General features: G+C 54.5%; 24 protein-coding genes. 8 read left to right on the forward strand and 16 right to left on the reverse strand.

The genetic code is table 11. The features are described from left to right. The first annotated feature begins 162 nt into the window (after window positions 1–162). Window positions 163–1833 (forward strand): 2-isopropylmalate synthase, encoded by a 1671-nt coding sequence (gene leuA, locus AAZT04_RS05165; RefSeq protein ID WP_048762066.1) that lies wholly within the window; start codon window positions 163–165, stop codon window positions 1831–1833. Here leuA and AAZT04_RS05170 read toward each other — a convergent pair. Then, complete coding sequence (locus AAZT04_RS05170) at window positions 1818–2579, reverse strand: AraC family transcriptional regulator (RefSeq protein ID WP_020826308.1); 762 nt, start codon at window positions 2577–2579, stop codon at window positions 1818–1820. The two genes, leuA and AAZT04_RS05170, sit on opposite strands and share 16 nt — an antisense overlap. Window positions 2580–2719: 140 nt before the next feature. On the opposite strand from AAZT04_RS05170, the gene AAZT04_RS05175 reads away from it, so the two are divergent. From AAZT04_RS05175 to AAZT04_RS05190, 4 genes are read left to right on the forward strand one after another with little or no spacing between them, the layout of a single operon-like run. Next, window positions 2720–3031, forward strand: a complete 312-nt coding sequence (locus AAZT04_RS05175; RefSeq protein WP_020826309.1) for an ArsR/SmtB family transcription factor — start codon at window positions 2720–2722, stop codon at window positions 3029–3031. Beyond that, entirely contained in the window at window positions 3028–3465 is a 438-nt protein-coding gene (locus AAZT04_RS05180; RefSeq protein ID WP_337047309.1) for a YeeE/YedE family protein, read from the forward strand. The genes AAZT04_RS05175 and AAZT04_RS05180 overlap by 4 nt, the downstream gene beginning before the upstream one ends. Continuing rightward, window positions 3465–3884 (forward strand): YeeE/YedE family protein, encoded by a 420-nt coding sequence (locus AAZT04_RS05185; RefSeq protein ID WP_020826311.1) that lies wholly within the window; start codon window positions 3465–3467, stop codon window positions 3882–3884. The genes AAZT04_RS05180 and AAZT04_RS05185 overlap by 1 nt, the downstream gene beginning before the upstream one ends. Continuing rightward, complete coding sequence (locus AAZT04_RS05190; RefSeq protein ID WP_115059159.1) at window positions 3884–4282, forward strand: VOC family protein; 399 nt, start codon at window positions 3884–3886, stop codon at window positions 4280–4282. Before AAZT04_RS05185 ends, AAZT04_RS05190 begins: the two co-directional genes overlap by 1 nt. A 49-nt stretch (window positions 4283–4331) precedes the next feature. Here AAZT04_RS05190 and AAZT04_RS05195 read toward each other — a convergent pair whose 3' ends face one another. The 4 genes from AAZT04_RS05195 to AAZT04_RS05210 form a co-directional block, all read right to left on the reverse strand. Continuing rightward, entirely contained in the window at window positions 4332–5885 is a 1554-nt protein-coding gene (locus AAZT04_RS05195) for a peptide MFS transporter (RefSeq protein ID WP_115059158.1), read from the reverse strand. A gap of 473 nt (window positions 5886–6358) precedes the next feature. Beyond that, window positions 6359–7597, reverse strand: a complete 1239-nt coding sequence (mdtG, locus tag AAZT04_RS05200; RefSeq protein WP_129982521.1) for a multidrug efflux MFS transporter MdtG — start codon at window positions 7595–7597, stop codon at window positions 6359–6361. Between the two features lie 199 nt (window positions 7598–7796). Beyond that, window positions 7797–8081 carry a YciI family protein gene (locus AAZT04_RS05205; protein ID WP_020826315.1) on the reverse strand — a complete coding sequence of 95 codons (285 nt, stop codon included), beginning with the start codon at window positions 8079–8081 and terminating at the stop codon, window positions 7797–7799. A 104-nt stretch (window positions 8082–8185) separates the two neighbouring features. After that, window positions 8186–9106 (reverse strand): Kdo(2)-lipid IV(A) acyltransferase, encoded by a 921-nt coding sequence (locus AAZT04_RS05210; protein ID WP_020826316.1) that lies wholly within the window; start codon window positions 9104–9106, stop codon window positions 8186–8188. 274 nt (window positions 9107–9380) lie between these two features. On the opposite strand from AAZT04_RS05210, the gene AAZT04_RS05215 reads away from it, so the two are divergent. Next, window positions 9381–9542, forward strand: coding sequence for a hypothetical protein (locus tag AAZT04_RS05215; protein ID WP_041414433.1), 162 nt, complete (start codon window positions 9381–9383; stop codon window positions 9540–9542). Between the two features lie 18 nt (window positions 9543–9560). On the opposite strand, the gene AAZT04_RS05220 is transcribed toward AAZT04_RS05215, so the two are convergent. Then, window positions 9561–10658, reverse strand: a complete 1098-nt coding sequence (locus tag AAZT04_RS05220) for an NADH:flavin oxidoreductase/NADH oxidase (protein ID WP_129982522.1) — start codon at window positions 10656–10658, stop codon at window positions 9561–9563. A gap of 207 nt (window positions 10659–10865) precedes the next feature. On the opposite strand from AAZT04_RS05220, the gene AAZT04_RS05225 reads away from it, so the two are divergent. Beyond that, window positions 10866–11936: a rhodanese-related sulfurtransferase gene (locus AAZT04_RS05225; protein ID WP_046373920.1), complete on the forward strand. Its 1071-nt coding sequence runs from the start codon at window positions 10866–10868 to the stop codon at window positions 11934–11936. Between the two features lie 38 nt (window positions 11937–11974). On the opposite strand, the gene AAZT04_RS05230 is transcribed toward AAZT04_RS05225, so the two are convergent. Both AAZT04_RS05230 and AAZT04_RS05235 read right to left on the reverse strand, forming a co-directional pair. After that, window positions 11975–12553 (reverse strand): YceI family protein, encoded by a 579-nt coding sequence (locus AAZT04_RS05230; RefSeq protein WP_020826320.1) that lies wholly within the window; start codon window positions 12551–12553, stop codon window positions 11975–11977. A gap of 23 nt (window positions 12554–12576) precedes the next feature. Continuing rightward, window positions 12577–13131: a cytochrome b gene (locus AAZT04_RS05235; RefSeq protein WP_046373919.1), complete on the reverse strand. Its 555-nt coding sequence runs from the start codon at window positions 13129–13131 to the stop codon at window positions 12577–12579. Between the two features lie 426 nt (window positions 13132–13557). Between AAZT04_RS05235 and AAZT04_RS05240 the strand changes: the two genes are divergently transcribed. Next, window positions 13558–14610: an AI-2E family transporter gene (locus AAZT04_RS05240; RefSeq protein WP_020826322.1), complete on the forward strand. Its 1053-nt coding sequence runs from the start codon at window positions 13558–13560 to the stop codon at window positions 14608–14610. Here the strand turns inward: AAZT04_RS05240 and AAZT04_RS05245 are convergent. From AAZT04_RS05245 to pyrC, 8 genes are all read right to left on the reverse strand, one after another. After that, window positions 14597–15319, reverse strand: a complete 723-nt coding sequence (locus tag AAZT04_RS05245; protein WP_261439719.1) for a zinc-binding dehydrogenase — start codon at window positions 15317–15319, stop codon at window positions 14597–14599. The genes AAZT04_RS05240 and AAZT04_RS05245 overlap by 14 nt on opposite strands. Window positions 15320–15578: 259 nt before the next feature. After that, window positions 15579–15695 (reverse strand): DUF2770 family protein, encoded by a 117-nt coding sequence (locus tag AAZT04_RS05250; RefSeq protein WP_012006315.1) that lies wholly within the window; start codon window positions 15693–15695, stop codon window positions 15579–15581. A 133-nt stretch (window positions 15696–15828) separates the two neighbouring features. After that, window positions 15829–16455: a LuxR C-terminal-related transcriptional regulator gene (locus AAZT04_RS05255; protein ID WP_020826324.1), complete on the reverse strand. Its 627-nt coding sequence runs from the start codon at window positions 16453–16455 to the stop codon at window positions 15829–15831. A gap of 225 nt (window positions 16456–16680) precedes the next feature. Then, window positions 16681–17796 (reverse strand): N-methyl-L-tryptophan oxidase, encoded by a 1116-nt coding sequence (gene solA / locus AAZT04_RS05260; protein ID WP_020826325.1) that lies wholly within the window; start codon window positions 17794–17796, stop codon window positions 16681–16683. 143 nt (window positions 17797–17939) lie between these two features. Beyond that, window positions 17940–18194, reverse strand: a complete 255-nt coding sequence (gene bssS / locus AAZT04_RS05265; protein WP_020826326.1) for a biofilm formation regulator BssS — start codon at window positions 18192–18194, stop codon at window positions 17940–17942. 199 nt (window positions 18195–18393) lie between these two features. Further along, on the reverse strand, window positions 18394–18672 hold the full coding sequence (locus tag AAZT04_RS05270; RefSeq protein WP_020826327.1) for a hypothetical protein: 279 nt from the start codon (window positions 18670–18672) through the stop codon (window positions 18394–18396). Window positions 18673–18809: 137 nt separating this feature from the next. Next, window positions 18810–19049, reverse strand: coding sequence for a DNA damage-inducible protein I (gene dinI / locus AAZT04_RS05275; RefSeq protein ID WP_020826328.1), 240 nt, complete (start codon window positions 19047–19049; stop codon window positions 18810–18812). Between the two features lie 80 nt (window positions 19050–19129). Then, window positions 19130–20176: a dihydroorotase gene (gene pyrC, locus AAZT04_RS05280; protein ID WP_434679178.1), complete on the reverse strand. Its 1047-nt coding sequence runs from the start codon at window positions 20174–20176 to the stop codon at window positions 19130–19132. Window positions 20177–20231: the final 55 nt, after the last annotated feature.

The raw sequence follows: 20231 nt of genomic DNA on the forward strand, positions 1-20231 counted from the left end.
CGAAGCGCCATGACAAACGTCAGAAGTAATTGTTGCCGCACTGGCGCAGGATGCAAATTTTTTTGTTGTCCGTTTCGCGACGATGGTTGTCCGCTAAGCGGGAGCAGGAGGGATCACGGCAGGAAATAATAGGGCATTGCTTATTACCGCCAGGAGAGTGCCATGTTAACCGACCCTTCAATCAAATACCGTCCGTTCCCGCCCGTGACCTTGCCGGATCGCCAGTGGCCGGGCCGCACTTTGCAGCAGGCACCGCGCTGGTGCTCCAGCGATTTGCGTGACGGCAATCAGGCGCTGGCGGAACCTATGGATAACGCCCGCAAACACCAGTTCTACCAGATGCTTCTGGCGTGTGGGTTCAAAGAGATTGAGGTGGCGTTTCCTTCTGCCTCGCAAACGGACTTCGATTTTGTCCGCTCGCTGATTGATGAGCAGTTGATCCCGGATGACGTCAGTATTCAGGTGCTGACCCAATCGCGAGACGATTTGATCGACCGTACCTTCGATGCGTTGCGTGGTGCACCACGTGCCATCGTGCACCTGTATAACGCTACCGCACCGATGTTTCGTGAAATCGTCTTCAAACAGGACAAGGCGGCAACGGTAGCGCTGGCGGTTAACGGCGCGCTGCGTATTCGACAGCAGTGCGAGCAGCAGCCGGAAACGGCATGGACCTTCGAATATTCACCTGAGACTTTCTGCTTTACCGAGCTGGAGTTTGCGCTGGAAATCTGTGAGGCCGTTGCCGATGTCTGGCAGCCTGGGCCGGGGCGGCCGATGATCATCAATCTGCCGGCCACGGTGGAGGTCAGTACGCCGAACGTCTACGCTGACCAGATTGAGTGGTTCTGCCGCCGCTTCAGTCAGCGCAACCGGGTGACCATCAGCGTGCATCCGCATAACGATCGTGGCACCGGAGTGGCCTGCGCCGAGCTGGCAATGCTGGCCGGTGCCGACCGGGTAGAAGGTTGTCTGTTCGGCAACGGTGAACGCACCGGCAATGTCGATCTGGTGACGCTGGCGCTCAACCTGTATACCCAGGGCGTTGCGCCGGGGCTGGATTTCAGCCAACTGAAGCAGGTGGTGGAGGTGGTTGAGCAGTGTAACCAACTGCCGGTTCATCCGCGTCATCCTTACGCCGGTGAGTTGGTGTTCACCGCCTTTTCCGGCTCTCATCAGGATGCGATTAAAAAAGGCTTTGCCGCCCAACAGCAGAGGCAGGACGGTCTGTGGCAAGTGCCTTATTTACCGCTCGATCCGGCGGACGTCGGCTGCAGCTATGAGGCGGTGATCCGGGTTAACAGCCAGTCGGGCAAAAGCGGCGCTGCCTGGCTACTGGAACAGAACCATGGGCTGTCGTTGCCGCGTGGGCTGCAAATTGATTTCAGCAAGGTGGTGCAGCAGGCGACCGACGGCAGCGGCAAAGAGATGACCACCGCCGAGCTGTGGCGGCTGTTTAGAATCAGCTATGGATTGGTGGAACAACCGCGGCTGCAGTTGCTGAGCTATCAGACCGAAAGCCACAGCATCGAGGCTTATAGTTTCAGTGCCAGGGTGTTGTTCGAAGGGCAACAGCAACGGCTGCTGGGGGTAGGGAACGGTTTGTTGTCCAGCGCGGTGGATGCGCTGCGCCAGCGCTTTGGCTTGAATTTGGCGATAGAGGACTACCACGAACACACGTTGGGGCATCAGAGCCAAAGCCGTGCCGTGGCCTATATTCGCTGTACGCTGGCGCACGGTGAGGCGGCTTACGGGGTCGGCATCGACGTCGATTCTGCCAGCGCTTCCCTGCAGGCGTTGTTCAACGTGGCTGCGCGTTATTTAGCGAAATAAGTGCTGGGCGCAACGCCCAGCTGGCGGCGGAACATGGCGCTGAAAGCACTGGGGCTGTCATAGCCCAAGTCCAGCGCCACTTCCAGCACCGAATGCCCGGCGGCCAGGGCATTCAATGCCGCCAGCAAACGGGCGCGGCGCACCCAGTCGCCAAAACGCAGCCCGGTTTCTCGTTGAAAACGTCGTGACAGCGTGCGGCCGCTGACGTTGATGTAGCTGGCGGCCTGTTCTAACTCCCAGGGGTGTGCCAGCGATTGCTGAATATGCCGGCACAACCTTAATAGGGCATCGCTGCGCGGTTCGGGCAAATTCAGCGGCAGGATTGGCAGCACACGCAATTCATCCAGGATCAGCTCCATAATTCGCTCTTCACGACCTCCCGTCGGATAATCCGCCGTAATGTCCATCGCACAGATAATCAGCTCACGCAGCAACGGGGATATCTGCACCACTTCGCAGCTTGCCGGCAGGTCGGCTCGTGCCAGCGGATCGACTAACAGCGCTCTTGCCGCCACTTTACCGGTGATTTGCAGACTGTGTTCTACGCGCGCAGGCAGCCAAACGCCACGCCCTGGGGGGACCACCCAACTGCCCAGACGAGTATTCACTTGCACTACGCCGCTCAGGCTATGAATCAACTGTGCACAGTCGTGGTAATGGAGCGGTTCGAACTCGCCGTGCTGATAATCTTTGGCGACCGGCACAATCGAGCGGTTCGCGGGCACAGCGTCATGAAAAAGCAGCATTTCTTGGGGCATCCCCGGTCCACGGAAAATCATAATGGCAGCATGCCACGCCGATACCTTTCATACCAGCCTCTGGTACGGTGAGGCGTTATAGTCTATAAATAAACAATATATAATTTAGTAAATTGTTTGGAGGGAAGATGGATATCGACAGTATGCGGCAGGCGGCAACGCAGGCCGGGGCATTGCTGCGGGCGCTGGGCAATGAAGATCGTTTACTGCTGCTGTGCCAACTCAGCCAGGGCGAGATGTCGGTGGGGGAGTTGTCACAGGCGCTGGAGATCCGCCAGCCGACGCTTTCGCAACAGCTTGGGGTATTGCGTCAGGAAGGGCTGGTATCAACGCGGCGCGACGGTAAACAAATCTACTATGCCGTTTGCGATCCGAAGGCGCTGACGCTGCTTAATACTTTATATCAACTCTTTTGCCCGGCACGGGAGGAGAGGCCATGACCGTCGACTGGTTGCATTTTACCCCGCTGTCCGCGCTGGTCGGCGGGGGGATAATCGGCAGTGCGGTGGCGCTGTTGTTGCTGTCTAACGGCCGCGTCGCCGGCATCAGTGGCATTACCGGTGGCCTGCTGACGCCGCAGGGCAAAGAGAAAGGCTGGCGGGCCGCATTTCTTGTCGGGTTGCTGATTTCGCCCTGGCTGTATCGTATCGCCAGGCCTTTACCGGACATGCCGGTTAACGGCAGCAGTTTATGGCTGATCGCCGCCGGGATATTGGTCGGGCTGGGTACTCGCCTGGGCGGCGGCTGTACCAGCGGTCACGGTGTTTGCGGCGTGGCGAGATTGTCTCCGCGTTCATTAGTGGCCACGGCGGTATTTATGCTGTTGGGGTTTATTACGGTATGGGCCGTCCGCCAGTGGGGAGGGTTAACGTGATGTACCGATCCGTGTTTGCCTTACTGAGTGGCGCCATCTTTGGCCTTGGTCTGATCGTCGCCGGAATGGCCAATCCCGCCAAGGTGCTGGCTTTTCTCGATGTCACCGGCCACTGGGATCCGTCACTGGCCCTGGTGATGGTGGGAGCGATTGCGGTGGCGGCACCGGCGTTCTTTTGGGTTCGCCGCCGACCACGTACCTTGTTGGGTGAAACAGTACAACTCCCATCTTCCCGCCGCATCGACCGCCGCTTATTGGCAGGCAGCGCGCTGTTTGGCATCGGGTGGGGAATGGCGGGCATCTGTCCCGGCCCGGCCTGGGTGCTGGCCGGAGCGGGCTCGTCAGCCGGCTGGCAGTTCGTTGCGGCAATGCTGGCAGGAATGGCGTTGTATGAAGTTATTCTGTTTTGGAGAAAATAATGCCGATAGCTAACGCGGTGTTGCGCATTGCCCGCCCGACCGACAGGTTACAGGAGATTGCGACCCTGTACTGCCAGGGCTTGGGCTTCGAACGGCTGGGTGAGTTCCGCGATCATCAGGGTTTTGATGGCGTAATGGTCGGGCACCCACAACGGGGTTATCACCTTGAGTTTACTCATCATCGGGGAGTGGCGGTGGGGCAGGCGCCGACGCAGGATCATCTGCTGGTGTTTTATCTGCCGGATGAACAGGAGTGGGTTACAGGATGCCAACGCATGTTGACCGCCGGTTTTCGGCGCGTTGCGGCCTACAATCCCTACTGGGATGCCCATGGGCAGACGTTTGAAGATCCGGACGGTTACCGGGTGGTGCTGCAACAGCGGGCGTGGGGGCAATAAAAAAGCCAGCGCACCGGGCGCTGGCTGAAAGGGTCAAGCGAAAAGGCTATCAGGCGTTGGTTGCCGGTTTCTGCGCGCTTTTACCCTGAGTATTTTCCATCATGCGACGGATAGGGACGATCAACAGGGTCAATACCGCGGCACAAATCAGCAGCGCAATTGAGCAGCGTGCGAACAGGTTAGGCAGCATTTCCAGTTGGTCGGCCTTAACATGGCCGCCGATCAGGCCGGCAGCCAGGTTACCCAGCGCGCTGGCACAGAACCACAGCCCCATCATCTGGCCGCGCATTCTTTCCGGTGCCAGCAGGGTCATGGTCGCCAACCCGATTGGGCTAAGGCAGAGTTCGCCCAGCGTCAGCATCAGGATACTGCCCACCAGCCACATCGGCGACACACCGGCACCGCCGTTGCTCAGCACGTTCTGCGCGGCCAGCATCATCAGGCCAAAGCCTGCTGCGGCGAACAGAATGCCGATAACGAACTTGGTGATGCTGCTCAGGCGTACCTTGTTACGTGCCAGCGCAGGCCATGCCCAGCTAAATACCGGGGCCAGCAGGATAATAAACAGGGCGTTGATTGACTGGAACCACACTGCCGGGATCTCGAAATCGCCGATCATACGGTTGGTGTAGTCGTTAGCGAACAGGTTGAACGAGGTCGGTTTCTGTTCGAATGCGGACCAGAAGAAGGCGGCTGACACCAGCAGGATAAAGCAGACCAGCAGGCGGGCACGCTCTTTGCGGCTCAGGCCGGCAAACACGAACAGATAAATAAAGTACAGGGTCACCGAGGCGGCAATCACGTAAACCAGCATGCTGGCTACCGCTACCGGGTTAATCACGATGATGCCTTGGGCAATCAGGGTGATAACCACCGCGACGCCGACGGCTAACGCCAGCAGCCAGCGACCGACGCCGTTTTTCTTGGTGACCGGGCTGTTCCAGGTGGAGTCCAGGCCGACTTCGCTGTCATAGCGTTTCATCGCCGGTACTGCAAAGACGCGGAAGATCACCAGCGCCACCAGCATCCCGATCCCGCCGATGCCGAAGCCCCAATGCCAGCCATGGGAACGGATCAACCAACCGGAGATCAGCGGGGCGATGAATGAGCCCATGTTGATGCCCATATAAAACAGCGAGAAGCCACCGTCGCGGCGGTTGTCGCCTTTCTTATACAGCGTGCCGACCATCACCGAGATACAGGTCTTGAACAGACCGGACCCCAGCACGATAAACATCAGGCCGATGAAGAACAGGTTATTGCCCATGACGGCAGACAGGGCGATCGACAGGTGGCCCAGCGCGATCAGAATCGAGCCGTACCACACCGCTTTTTGCTGGCCAAGCCAGTTATCCGCCAACCAGCCGCCCGGCAGGGCAGCCAGGTACATGCTGCCGGCGAAAATGCCGACAATCGCCGAGGCGTTTTCACGTGCCAACCCCATACCGCCGTCGTACACGGTGGCGGCCATGAACAGGATCAGTAATGGGCGAATGCCGTAAAACGAGAACCGCTCCCACATTTCGGTAAAGAACAGGGATCCGAGCGGATAAGGATGGCCGAAGAAGGTCCGGCTTTCTTGTTTATTAACAGAGGATTGCATAACGTCTTCCCAATAAAATGCGCCGCATTGATGCAGCTTATACTGTGGTATGTATGTGTATTTAAGGAAGGTGATCCGCCCAATGCGGATTACCCGACAAAACCGTAGCTGCAGCGCCTGTGAACCGTGGAAAGCGCGTTAGCCTTTTTTCACTTGGCCAATGATTTACAACTGGCGTGATATTATTTAACCATTTGATAACTGGATGATGGTTTTGTCTAGTCCCTGTATCCCATTTTTTAGATGAAAAGTCGACAAACATCTCCTTTCCTGGTTTTTATGTTGGTTAAGGCGGGATTGTTATTGACAGCTGGTTTATTGCGCTAAAAGTTAATTATCTGTTTAAAAACATGGAATTACATTGAGATTATTCTTATGGGAATAGGGTGAAGAGGCGCAGAGGGTATCAATACTAAAAGTAAGGTAAACAGGGGCTCGGCTCTGTTTGAGCGCAGAACTGGTGATAAATACGGCTATTGTTCTTCCTGCAGAGTGTCTTCTCTCATTCGCGCCGGGCGGCGTTGCAAACACCACCAGGAATAAATCGCGTTGAACAGTACTACCATGGCGGTAACGCAGAACACTGCCCTGAAACCATAGCTGGCGGAAACCGCCGCACCCAACAGCGGGCCGCTGACGTTACCTATGTCCCGGAACGATTGGTTATAGCTGAAGATCCGGCCGGCCACCTGATTAGTGCAGTTATAAATCAACAGTGTTTGCACGGCCGGCAGCAGTGCGCCATCGGCGGCGCCAAGCAGGAAGCGCAGCACGCCGAGCTGCCATGGGGTTTGCACAAAGGCCATGGGGATCAGCAACAGCACCGATACGATTAGCATAAACACCAGAATGCGCTCCGGACCTATCCGGTCGCCCAGTTTGCCCAGCCGTGGTGCACTCATCAGTGCGGCTACGCCCGGCACCGAGGCTATCAGGCCGCTGACAAAGGCCAGGTTATGAATATTGCCGGCCAAATCGCGCACGTACAGCGTCAGAATCGGCGCAATGGATCCTGTGGCAACCTGAATAATCATGGTGGTCACAAACAGGCTAAGGATCAGTTTGGGACTTTTCAGCGCTGCGAATACCTGACGGGCATGCAGCATATCTTTCTTCTGTACTGGGGTGAATTGTTCTTTAACGTACAGCAGCGTTAAAACAAAACAGGCCAACAGCACGCCAGCGGTGATGTAGAACACAGGTCGTAAACCATACTGGTCGGCCAGCAGGCCGCCGATCAACGGGCCAATCAGCGCGCCACTGACACCGCCGGTGGACAGGGTGCCCAGCGCCCAGCCGCTGCGATTGCGCGGTACCTGGGTGGCAATCAGCGCGTTGGCGTTGGGAATAAAACCGCCGAGAAGGCCCAACACCGCGCGCAACGCCAAGAACTGCCAGATATTCTGCGCCATACCCATTAAAAGCATCACAATCGACATACCCAGCGCCGATCGCAGCAGCATCAACTTACGCCCGCGGCGGTCGGCCAGACCGCCCCAGAATGGGGAAGCAATTGCTGAAAACAGGAAGGTGATGCTGAATACCAGACCGGACCACATGTTCAAGGCTTCGTGACCGGTAACACCGAGGGTTTCTACATAGAGTGGCAGGAAGGGCATGATCAGGCTGAACGCGGCACCGGTCAGGAAGCACCCCAGCCAGGTGACGAAAAGGTTGCGTTTCCAGTTGATGGGTTCTGGTGCCGAAGCCATAAATTCCTGCTGCAAAAAGAGGAGCGCTTTGCGCGTGTGCACAGGCCATGGGGCAAAGCAAAAAAGTTAGCCTGGTAAGTATGCGCTTAATTATAGGCTGCATCAATCGATGTGGCAGGGGATATTCTGAAAATGAAATAAAGTTTTAAAAATTGAATATAGACAGTATTCCGCGCTGTGCGCGCGGAAAAAAGCTTACTTAAAGCCCGGCGAGCAGTTCAAAACCGCTGGAGGTTGTCGAGAGGGCTACGTCGGTTATCTCATAGTGAGCCACGGCATTGAAGGGATCTTGCGCCACGATGGTATCCAACTGTGAACGATCTATCCCTTTCACCAGGATCACACCGCCGGTGCGCGGGTTTTTGCGACCGGAGGCGATAAAGGTGCCGTCCTGGAAGTATTTTTTCAACCAGGCAATGTGCCCCTCGAGGTGGCTATCGACTTCTTCTATCGGGCGATGGTAGGTCAGGCTAACGATGTACATAACGGCTCCAGGATGAACGACGAAGGCTTTACCATCCCACCGTTGCTGTCGTTTCTCAAGGTCTGCGGCATAAAAAACTAACCCGCCAAACGGCGGGTCAGAAGTCAGTAGAGTGAAGGCTCGCCTTCTGGGCGGGTCTTGAAGCGACGGTGTAGCCACATGTATTGATCCGGTGCCATCAGGATCTCTTTTTCGACCACTTTATTCATAAACGCAGCGGCCTCGAGCTCATTATCCAGCGGGAAGTTTTCCACCGCCGGCTGCATAATCAGCTCATACCCTTTAGCGTCCGGCAAGCGGCGTGGGGTAAAGGGAATAATGGCCGGTTTGCCCATTCGTACCAGCACGTAGCTGCCGGTGGTGGTGGCGGCTTTTTCAACGGCGAACAACGGGGCGAACACGCTGCTGCGCGGGCCGTAGTCGTGGTCCGGAGCGTACCAGATAATATCACCCTGTTTCAGGGCCCGGATCATGCCTTTCACGTCTTTGCGGTCCAGCATGGATTTGTTGGAGCGCATGCGGCCCCAGGTTTGCAGCCAGTCCATCAGCTTGTTGTCGTGCGGCCGATAAACGCCGATGCCCGGGTTGTGAATGCCAAAGATGCGGGCGCCCAGTTCCAGCGTCAGAAAGTGCAGACCGATCAACAAAACGCCCTGATGGTTGTCGCGCGCTTTTTGGATATGCTCCAGTCCGCTGACTTTGAACCAACGTTCGATACGCCAGTTCGGCCAAAACCACGCCATGCCGGTTTCAAATAGCCCCATGCCGACGGATTCAAAGTTCTGCACGACCAGCGCATCGCGCTCGGCTTGCGGCATGTCCGGGAAGCATAACACCAGGTTACGTTGTGCAATGGCCACACGGCGCTTGAGAAAGCGCATGGAAAAACGGCCCAGCCAGGTGCCCAGACGATAAATGATCGGATATGGCAGCAGGACTAACAAATAGAGCAAACCGATGCCGAACCAGGTAAGCCAGTAACGTGGATGCAGTAAAGAGCGATTAAAAGAGGGAACTTGAGTCATGTGTTCTCAGCTTAGAAGCAGTCATTTAATGATAATAACAGAGTCATAGTATGGCCTACATCCGCAGGAGGTTTGGCCATGTATTAACTTTCTGCCGTTTATAACCGAGTATTGTGGCACTTTTATCGCGCAACGTGAAAAAACACCGCATTAAAACATAATTTTTAGTGATGAATGGACATGATTTGGCGATTAATTGGGCTAATGCGCTCAAAAGGATAAAGTTGGCAGACGTGGGCGGCGTATAATTTTGCCCAAATTTTTAGGGGGATGTATGTTGGCTTCATGGTTAAGTGCGGGTTTATTAGTCTCAGGAGCACTGTTGGGCAGCGTTGGCGCACACCTGCAGTTTAATCCGTTACTGCTGGTGGCAGGTGTCGCATTGCTGGCAGGTATCGTGATTTCCGGTTTTACCGAATGCCGGGGCAGAGGCTGAGCATCCACCCCAGAATCATCAGTCGTTTTTGAACAACCCTTTCAATACGTGCGGTTCAGACCGCCAATATTGCGGTGGCGCGCTGACCTTCTCGCCCAATTTGGCGGCGGCGTGCCATGGCCAACGTGGGTTGTAAAGGATACCGCGCGCCAGCGCCACCATATCCGCCTGCCCGGTGGCGACAATCGCTTCCGCCTGTTCCGGCTCGGTGATTAATCCCACGGCAATGGTCGGCAGCCCGCTTTCCCGCTTGATGGTCTCGGCGAACGGTACCTGGTAATTCGGCCCCACCGGGATTTTCTGCAGTGGCGAAAGGCCACCGCTGGAAACATGGATGTAGTCGCAACCCAGCTCCTTCAGCGCTTTTGCCAAGGCTACCGACTGCTGTTCATCCCAGCCGCCCTCGACCCAGTCGCTAGCGGAAATACGCACACCAAGCGCTTTTTGTGCCGGGAATACGGCGCGCACTTCATTGTAAATCTCCAGCAGCAGACGCATGCGGTTTTGCAATGAACCGCCGTACTGGTCGTTACGTTGGTTAGACAGCGGTGACAGGAACTGGTGTAGTAGATAACCGTGTGCGCCATGCAGTTCAATCAGTTCAAAACCTAGCCGATCCGCGCGTTTCGCCGCAGTAACGAACTGCGCTTTCAATTGTTCAATTTGTTCCAGGCTCATTGCTGCCGGAGAGGCATCATGCTGGGCGAAGGGGATATCCGAGGCGGACAGCGTCTGCCAGCCGCCGTCTGTCCTGTTCAGTTGGCCCCCACCGGCCCAGGGAACTGCACAGGAGGCTTTGCGCCCGGCGTGGCCGAGTTGAATGCCCAGCGGCAAGGTGGCGTGTTTTCTTACCGCTTGTACCACTTCTGCAAGCGCCTGTTCCGTCGCGTCGTCCCACAGGCCGAGATCGTTGGGGGTGATGCGTCCTTCGGGGGCGACCGATGTGGCCTCGACAATCAACAGGCCTGCGCCGGACAATGCCAGATGACCGAGATGCATCGTGTGCCATTCGGTGGCCTTGCCGTCATCGGCGGAGTATTGGCACATCGGTGCGATAACTATACGGTTGGGCAAACTCAGTTTCCCCAGCGTAATCGGGGTAAATAGCTGACTCATGACGTCCTCCAGGTCCGTGGTAAAAATGGGATAAGCTCCCTTAAGGCTTATCGAGATTTGTGAGCGACGTCAAGCTTCCAGCCTTTGTTATCACCGGTGCGTTAATGCTGTTTTGAGCTACATTTTCGGGTATTATGTGCGCCGCGCGTGGGCCGGCGGCCGGCGCGCATCAAAATCAGTCACCTCCGAAAGACAGGAAAGTACACCATGCCAGTGTTACATAACCGAATTTCTAACGAGGAACTGAAGGCGCGCATGCTGGCGGAAACCGAGCCGCGCACCACAGTTTCTTTTTATAAATACTTCACCATCGACGATCCCAAAGCGTTTCGCGACAGCCTCTACGTTCAGTTCGACAAGCTGAAGGTTTTTGGCCGCATTTATGTGGCGAAAGAGGGCATCAACGCGCAAATCAGCGTACCGCAGAACAAGTTCGAGGCGTTTAAAGCCGCGTTGTTTGCCTCGCATCCGGCGTTGGATCAGGTGCGTCTGAATATCGCACTGGAAGACGACGGCAAATCCTTCTGGGTGCTGCGCCTGAAGGTGCGCGATCGCATCGTCGCCGATGGCATCGATGATGAAAGCTTCAACCCAGCGAATGTCGGTGAGTATTTACAGGCCGATCGCGTAAACCAGATGATTGACGATCCGGATACGCTGTTTGTCGATATGCGTAACCACTACGAATATGAAGTCGGCCACTTCGAGAACGCCATCGAAGTGCCTTCAGATACTTTCCGCGACCAGTTGCCGATGGCGGTCGAGATGTTGCAGGACAATAAAGACAAAAATATTGTCATGTATTGCACCGGCGGTATTCGCTGTGAAAAAGCCAGTGCGTATATGCTGCATAACGGCTTCAAAAACGTCTATCACGTGGAAGGCGGCATTATTGAGTACGCGCGCAAGGCGAAAGAGCAGGGGCTGCCGCTGAAGTTCGTCGGCAAAAACTTTGTGTTCGACGAGCGCATGGGCGAGCGGATTTCTGACGATGTGATCGCCAATTGCCACCAGTGCGGCGCACCTTGCGATACCCATACCAACTGCAAGAATGACGGCTGTCACCTGCTGTTTATTCAGTGCCCGAGCTGTGCCGCCAAGTTTGAAGGTTGCTGCAGCGAGATCTGCCGCGAAGAGCTGAAGCTGCCGCGTGAAGAGCAGCGTGCGCGCCGAGCTGGCCGTGAGAATGGCATCAAGATTTTCAATAAGTCGAAAGGGTTATTGCAGACCACGATGCATATTCCGGCACCGGAAGAAGATAAAGGCTCAGCCAACTGAGCCTGAAATAAGCGCGGCGTTCTTGCCGCGCTTTTGCATTACTTCGCGCGAACGCCTTCCACGGAAATAATCAGCTCTACGTCCTGAGACGCCGGGCCGAGATCGGTAGTGATGCCGAAGTCTTTAAGCTTGATTTTACCGTTGGCTTCGAAGCCGGCACGGTAGCCGCCCCAAGGGTCATTGCCTTGACCGATCAGTTTAGCGTCCAGCGTTACCGGTTTGGTCACGCCGTTCAGCGTCAGGTTACCGACAACCGCATAACCTTCACCGTTCTTTTTCACTTCGGTAGATTCAAACTTGGCCTGCTTGTTTTTCTCCACATTCAGGAATTCTGCGCTGCGCAGGTGCTTGTCACGCTCAGCGTGGTTGGTGTCGACGCTGGCGGTGTTGATGGTGACGCTAACCTTGTCCTTGGACGGATCTTTTTCGTCGAAGGTGAAGCCGCCGTCAAAGTCTTTAAAGGTGCCGTACAACCAGCTGTAGCCCAGGTGCTGGATGCGGAATTCGATAAAGGCGTGCTGGCCCTGTTTGTCAATTTTGTAGTCGGCAGCCAGCGCGGAACCGGCGCTCAGCAGCAGGGCACCTGCGGTCAAGCCCAGTACGGTTTTCTTCAACATAGCAATCTCCATAAGTCCAAAGGTTAATCGGCGCTGCTACCCAGCATCCGTTTCAAAGTAACATCACGATCAACGAAGTGATGTTTAAGCGCAGCCAGAGCGTGCAGTACTGACAGCACCACGACGGCCCAAGCCAGGTAAAGATGAATGGTACCGGCGGTATCGGCCTGCTCCGCCATACCTGTGGCGGTCGCGGGGATATCGAACCAGCCGAATACGCTGATTGGTTGACCGTCGGCGGTCGAAATCAGGTAGCCGCTAATCAGGATACTGAACAGCACAACATACAGCGCCAGATGGGCCAGAATCGCACTGACGCGCGTAAAACGACCGTAGCTGGCCAGCGGTTTGGGCGGCGGCGAAACAAAACGCCAGATCACCCGGACCACCATCACGATGAACAGCAGCGTGCCGATACTTTTATGAATTTCCGGTGCCTGGTGGTACCAGACATCGTAATAGCCCAACGTGACCATCCATAGGCCCAGGGCGAACATACCGTACACCGTCAGCGCAACCAACCAGTGGATCAACACTGAAATATGACCAAAGCGGTTGGCGGTATTTTTCCAAAGCATGGTGTTTCCCTACTTTCAACATTTTCTGGCTGCAATAATTAAACTTTAAGAAACATAAAATCAATAATAAATTTAACTATGTTACTTCTTTAAAATATTAATCAGTGAATTTGGCTGAGATAGCGTCAGGTTAATCAGTGAAATCGTTGAAGGTAATAATTGTGATTGTGTATTGTTGGATTGTTATTGATTGAAAAATAATGGTTTTATTTATTATTGTCAGCTTTTGTCATTTTACGTAAATAGCGTGGATTGTTCTGGCGAATAAATCGCTAGTCAAGTTTGTCGATTATTTCCAGTCAATGTTCTGCAAAAGTGGGACGTTTATTCATACAGCAATACCTCTGCGGCAGGACAACAGAGTTTGCTAACATAAGACACATCGGATGGCCCGCAGGGTCACACCATTAACACAAAGGAAATGTCATGGGTCGAACCCTGTTGACCGATCGCAGCCTGCGCCTGGCTATCTTGCTGGCAATGTTGGTCATTATTCTCGCCGGCGTCAAAGCGGCTGCGGATATCGTGGTGCCATTCTTACTGGCGGTGTTTCTCGCTATGGTACTGAATCCGCTGGTAACGCAGCTAGAACGCTGGCGTATACCGCGCGTGCTCGGTGTGACTTTACTGGTGGTGCTGGTCGTGGTGGCGTTGATGTTGTTCATCGGCATATTGGGCGCATCGCTGAACGAATTTGCCCGTTCGCTCCCCCAGTACCGCGGTATGATGATGGAAAAACTGAGTGAGCTGCAGCATTACGCCGATCGCCTCAACATCACCATATCCCCCGAAGCGATGCTGCAGTATGTTGACCCCAGCTCGGCGATGAATTTGATCACCCGCCTGTTAAGCCGTTTCTCGGGGGCCATGACCAATATTTTCCTGCTGCTGATGACTGTGGTATTTATGCTGTTTGAAGTGCAGCTGTTGCCTTACAAACTGCAGCAGGCGCTGGATAAACCTAGCGAAGGCATCGCCAATATTCGGCGTGCGTTAGACGGGGTCACGCGTTATCTGGTGATCAAAACGGCGATCAGTCTGGCAACCGGCGTCATCGTCTGGGGATTTTTGGCTGCGGTCGATGTGCGCTTTGCCTTTATTTGGGGGCTGCTGGCGTTTTTGCTGAATTATATTCCCAACATCGGCTCGGTGATCGCCGCGGTTCCGCCACTGATCCAGGCGCTGCTGTTTAACGGCTTTGGTGATGCGCTGGTGGTAGCCGCAGGTTTTATCGCGATCAATCTGGTGATTGGCAATATGCTGGAGCCGCGTGTCATGGGGCGAGGACTTGGGTTATCGACGCTGGTGGTTTTCCTGTCGTTGATCTTCTGGGGCTGGCTGATGGGGCCGGTAGGGATGTTACTGTCGGTGCCGCTGACCATTATTACCCGCATTGCCCTGGAGACCACCGAAGGGGGACATAAATTGGCGGTTATTCTCGGCGATGGTCAGCCAGGCAAACCGGTTACTCCGGAGTAAAGAAGACTTTCCCCTGGGTTTTGCTGTCGGCGGCGTGTTGCAGTGCCAGTTTATAATGCCGCAACGGATAAATAGCCGCCGGGCTTTGCAACACCAATTGGCCGCGTCTCACCAGATTGAACAGCTGTTGGAATGCCGCCTGCCACTGCACCGCAGTTGCCTGTGCGTTCCATTTACGCAGGTGAAACAGGGAAGTGCGAAGCCGGAGTTGGCGAGAAATATACTGCCAGTCCACCTGCCGGTTGCCGAGCAACCCCAGGGCGACAAAATCGCCGGTCACGCTGACCGAAAGTGCCAGATGCAAGCCATCTTCACCGCCGACGCAGTCGATCGCGGCACGCGCCGCATGGCCCGTGAGCTGTTGCAAACGATATTGCTGCAGTAATTGTCCTTCTACAACCCGCCAGGCACCGGCATTCAGCAGCGCCTGGCGATGGGTGGGATTACGCACCACAACCACCAATCTGATACCGCGCAAAGCCGCCAACTGACAAAACAGCAGGCCGATCGCCGAACCGCCGCCGTTAATCATCAGGATGTCCCCCGCGTTTAGCTGCAACCATTGTGTCAGCAATACCCAGCAGGTCAGTGGATTAATGTAGATTTGTGCCGCAGTGGCGTCGTCGATGTCGTCCGGTACCCAAATGGCTTTGGCGCTATCGATAGTGACAAAGCTTTGCCAACTGCCATCGCCCATGACTGTCAGCACGCGCCTGTTGGTAGATTGACCGCGAGGATCAACCGCGACCCCAACCCCTTCGTAGCCAGGAACCTGAGGCAGGAGGGTACGGTGTGCATACTGTCCATAGATGGGAATCAAATCGGATGGATTTATCGGTGCGTAGCGCATCTGCAGTAGTAGTTGATTGGGCTGCAGTGCCGGAATGACGGCATCTTCAAGGGCAATCACCTGGTCCGGTGAACCGAATTGGCAAAAGCGCAAACGGGGAAAAGTCTGCGGCATGGGGTTAAGGCATAAAGAAGAAATAGACGTCCAGCGCCAACAGCACCAGCCACAGGCAGATATACAGCACCAGATGTTCGCGGACGTTGTTGACGATCGCCGACAGTATTTTGTTTAGCATTCTCAGCAGCCAAAAGATAAGGACGGGCTGATTATAGTATTTTTGCAGCCAGCGTTAATACTGCCGAGAAGGCAAAGTCGGGTATCGGGGGGAATCTTCGTGTGAAAACAGCCTGCTTTGCAGCAGGCTTCGGTTATACCGCCATCAAGGAAGGTGACATAGCGCTGACGGGAACGCTCGGCGGATAAAAATAACGCAGCACGTTATACAGCGAATAGAATTCGAGCCGATTACGGGCGTTGATTTTCTCTGTGATGTGGCGTTTGTGCACATAAACGGTGTGCGAGCTGATTTGCAGCTTTTTTGCGATGCGGTAATTGGGCATTTCCGCCATCCAGTGTTTCATCACCGTCAGCTCCTGCGGGCTGAACAGAGAGTGTTCCACGCTGCAATCCATCAGTGAGACCGGTTTTTCACGCATCATACGCAGGGTGACGGGTAATGTGGCTTTGTTGAACAGAAAAGCGTGGTCAGCGATGCGCATCGGTGTTTCGCTGTATGGGTACGGCGTGTCCAGATAAATAAACAACAGCGCGGATGGGGTGGCCTCGATAAAAGCCTGCAATTGAGCATCATCCTCACTGTAACGACAGTGTTTGGTAAGGTTGACCAGGATATGGCTTGGGCGGTAGTGATCCAGCAGCGGAGTTGCTTGTTCCAGGCTGTGGCAACATTTTACCTGGCTGAAAACATTGTCCGTAAAATAGTTATCGATACCGACCCGGGTGAAGCAGCATTCGTCCACGACAAGCAGTTTCATGGTGACGTCCTTGTTGAGCGAGAAATTACCAGGGGCATATCAGCTGTAAAATAGAACTTACACCACGGGGGATCAATTCGGAAATCCGGATACTTGCGCCAGAAATTTCCGTTGAAATATTATTCCCAATATATTTCAAATTGATACGCTAAATTCAGTGTGTAACTGCGGGGCATAACCGCCTCCGAACGTGTTGATGGGGGCGGTTATGTCAAAAGAGGAGGGTTATTTAAAGCGTTTGAGCGTAAAGGCAGAGATATCTATCGGTAAGGTTTTGTCCTCAGCAAACAGGGCGGCAATCTCGCCTAGCACGCTGGCAAATTTGAAGCCGTGGCCGCTCAGGCCGCTGATAACCATCAAGCGATCGCAGTCCGGCAGGGTATCAATAATGAAATCTTCATCCGGACTCATATCATAGCTGCATGCTTCACCGTGTAAACATACCCCTACACCCGGCAAGAATTGACGAAGGAAGTGGAAAACCTCGGTTCCGTCACTGGTGAAACTGCCAAAGGGCTTGCGCTGATCCGGCGTTTCCATCGGTTGCCCGCCATCGTGCTTGCCGATTTTCAGCCCGTCGTTATCGGCAGGGAAGCCGTAATAATGGCTGCCGTCTTGCGCTTCGACGGTGAACGCCGGGAAACGGTTGTTTATGCTGTAGCGGCCGTCGGCCTGATGCCAGGAAAATACTTTGCGCAGCGGCGAAATCGGCAATTGCGGCAGCAAAGCCTTGACCCAGGTACCGGTGGTGACCACGGCCTTACGGCCCTGAAAGCGACCTTCGGAGGTGACCACTTCGACACCGCCCTCGACAGGTTGCACCCCCGTGACCGGACAATTGAACAGCTGGCTGCAACCGGCTTCTTTGGCAAGCTTGATCAGGCTGGCAACCGCCTTTTCAGAACGCAGGAACCCGGCATCAGGTTCAAACACGCCGACGTAACCTTCCGGTGCATTGAATTCCGGCCAGCGTTGGTTAATCTGTTCTGCGCTCAGAAATTGTGTGTTAAGGCGGAATTTCTTCGCGCTGTTTTGCGCATTGTGGATGAATTCAGACGGCTCTGGACCCATATTCAGCACGCCGCAGTCCTGAAACAGTTCTTCGCCGGTTTGTTTTATCAACGCATTCCATAAGGCCTGGGCGCGGAGAATGAGCGGGACATATTTTTCGCCTTCGCCATAGGCATGGCGGATGATGCGGGTGTCACCGTGGTGGCTGCCGTTACGGTGTGGAGGCATGGCGCTGTCTATCATTAACACTTTCAAGCCGGCTCGAGTCGCATAGTAGCCTGCCGCCGCACCTACCGAACCGCTGCCCACAACAATTAAGTCATATTCCACGTGCCGTAACCTCTCTGTTATATGTTTCTTATTTCGTTATGATAAAAGGTTGAGCGCCGCAATGCACCCGTTGCGCTGCCTGTCGGCAAAGAAAAAGGCGCCAGAGAAAATCGCTGGCGCCTTAGGTTTTTTGGTGCGGTGAATTAGTGTTTTCTACGATCAAGGTCCTGGTAATCCGTTGCTTCAATCTTGGCGATGCCGGCTTCTAAGATATTGATTAATTGACGTGCGACATCTGTGGTGAGCCAAAGCGTTCTGTCTACTTGGGCGTCTTCGGGCGTCTGGTCTAGTGAAGACAGGTAATGAAGGCGTATCATCATGGCGTCATAAACGTCGACAGTACTGATATCCCAACCAACAAGCGGGTGCGTCTGAATTACTTCATCATTTCTGTCCATAAAGACCCCTTATTGAGTAGTAACTACCGTGAGTGACTAACGAGGATCAATGCGGCCCATCATCATGTGAGCCATTACAGTATACGCATCTGGTTTCGCGGGTGGAGCTTTTCCCTGCTTATTTTGTAAAATAAATATTTATTTGAGTGATTATTCTGCAGCACGCCATGAGAATACATACAGCATGGGGACGTCGCCGTCATTCAACAGCAGGAGGGGGCGGGGCGGCATGTAACCGTTTTTCCAGTTCTGCGGCCAGATGGGCAAAGTGATTCTGCGTTTCCGCATCACGATTTTGATTCTGCGACTCCAGCTTCAGGCTGTGAATCAATAGTTGATTGGCTTTGTCATCCAAACCAAAGGCCAGGTAGGAAAATGCCACTTCAAGTACGCTCAGCCGGCGTTTTTGATCGGCAATCAGCGCCAGCAGTTCGCCAAAGGTCATCGTTTCTTCGGTTTTAACCTTGTCCGGGGCCATGTCAAAGATCTCCTGTTAAAGCATTCAGTACAGACCAGATAAGGCTTTTCTTCCAGCAGAAATTTAACCGCGCGTTGCCGGGCTTCAAATACAAAAAAGCCGGAGAGCGACCCCCGGCAAAAAACTACCTTGCAGTATTATTCTGCGCTAAACCAATCGTCGGCACTTTCCCAGGTTTCCTGGAGAATTTCCTCGATCAGGTCTTTATCTGTTTTCAGGCCGCCCAGTACTGAGAGCCCGTTGGAACCGGCATAACGCACCTGAACCACAGCATCTGGAAATTGGCGGTTTACCCGTTTGCCCAGCTCGCCGGTCAGCGCTTCAATGGCGCCTGCCGGTAGCGGTTTGGTTTTATCTATAGTGACTTCAACACGCATAATTGCCCCCGAAGCGATTTACTGGATATTTATACAGTTAACCGCGCGTGGGGGCAATAGGCTACGTTAAAAAAAGAAGATTATGCTTTCACTGACCACTTCAGCGTCTCTCCGGCCAGGAAGGGCACCACCGTTTCGCTGCCCATGGCGATCTCTTCTGCTTGAGTGGTTGGCACGCGCTGCAGTTCGATGAAGTCGGCATTGACCGGCAGACCATAGAAGCCTGGCCCGTTCAGGGAACAGAAAGCTTCCAGGTGCTCTAATGCGCCCAGTTCTTCGAACACGCTGGCATAGGCCGGAATAGCGTTAGGCGCGTTGAATACGCCTGCACAACCGCAGCTCGATTCCTTACGGTGTTTGGCATGAGGGGCGGAGTCGGTACCGAGGAAGAAACGATCCGAACCGCTGGCAACGGCTTTGCGCAGCGCATCCTGGTGAATATTACGCTTGAGGATCGGCAGGCAGAACAGGTGCGGACGAATGCCACCCACCAGCATGTGGTTACGGTTAAACATCAGATGCTGCGGGGTGATAGTCGCGCCAAGGAATCGATTGCCTTCTTGCACGTACTGCGCCGCTTCTTTAGTAGTGATGTGCTCGAAGACTATTTTCAACTCTGGGAACTGGCGGCGAATCGGCTCCATAACCTGGTCAATAAAGCGAGCCTCGCGATCGAAAATGTCGACGGTGGCATCGGTCACTTCACCGTGAATCAGCAGCGGCATGCCGATTTTTTGCATTTGCTCAAACAGCGGGTAGATGGCCTTCACATCGCTGACGCCATGGCTGGAGTTGGTCGTGGCATTGGCAGGGTAGAGCTTAGCCGCAGTGAAAACGCCTTCCTCAAACCCATTAACCAGTTCTGCCGCGGCCAGTGAATTGGTCAGGTAGCAGGTCATCAGCGGGGTAAAGTTGTGCCCCTGAGGGACGGCTGCCAGAATGCGATCGCGATACGCTCGGGCGGCTTCTACGGTAGTAATTGGCGGAGCCAGGTTGGGCATCACAATCGCCCGGCCAAATACCTGACTGGTATAGGGCAAAACCGTTTTCAGCATATCGTCGTCACGCAAATGGATATGCCAGTCGTCAGGGCGGCGGATTTTCAGGGCTTGAGGCTGTGCGGTCATGTTACAAGGCTCCGGCGGTTAGATTCGGGTCTAAGTAAAAGCGAATAATGGGGCT

The organism is Serratia sp. Je.1.23.a (assembly GCF_051129805.1).
GTDB lineage: Bacteria > Pseudomonadota > Gammaproteobacteria > Enterobacterales > Enterobacteriaceae > Serratia > Serratia liquefaciens.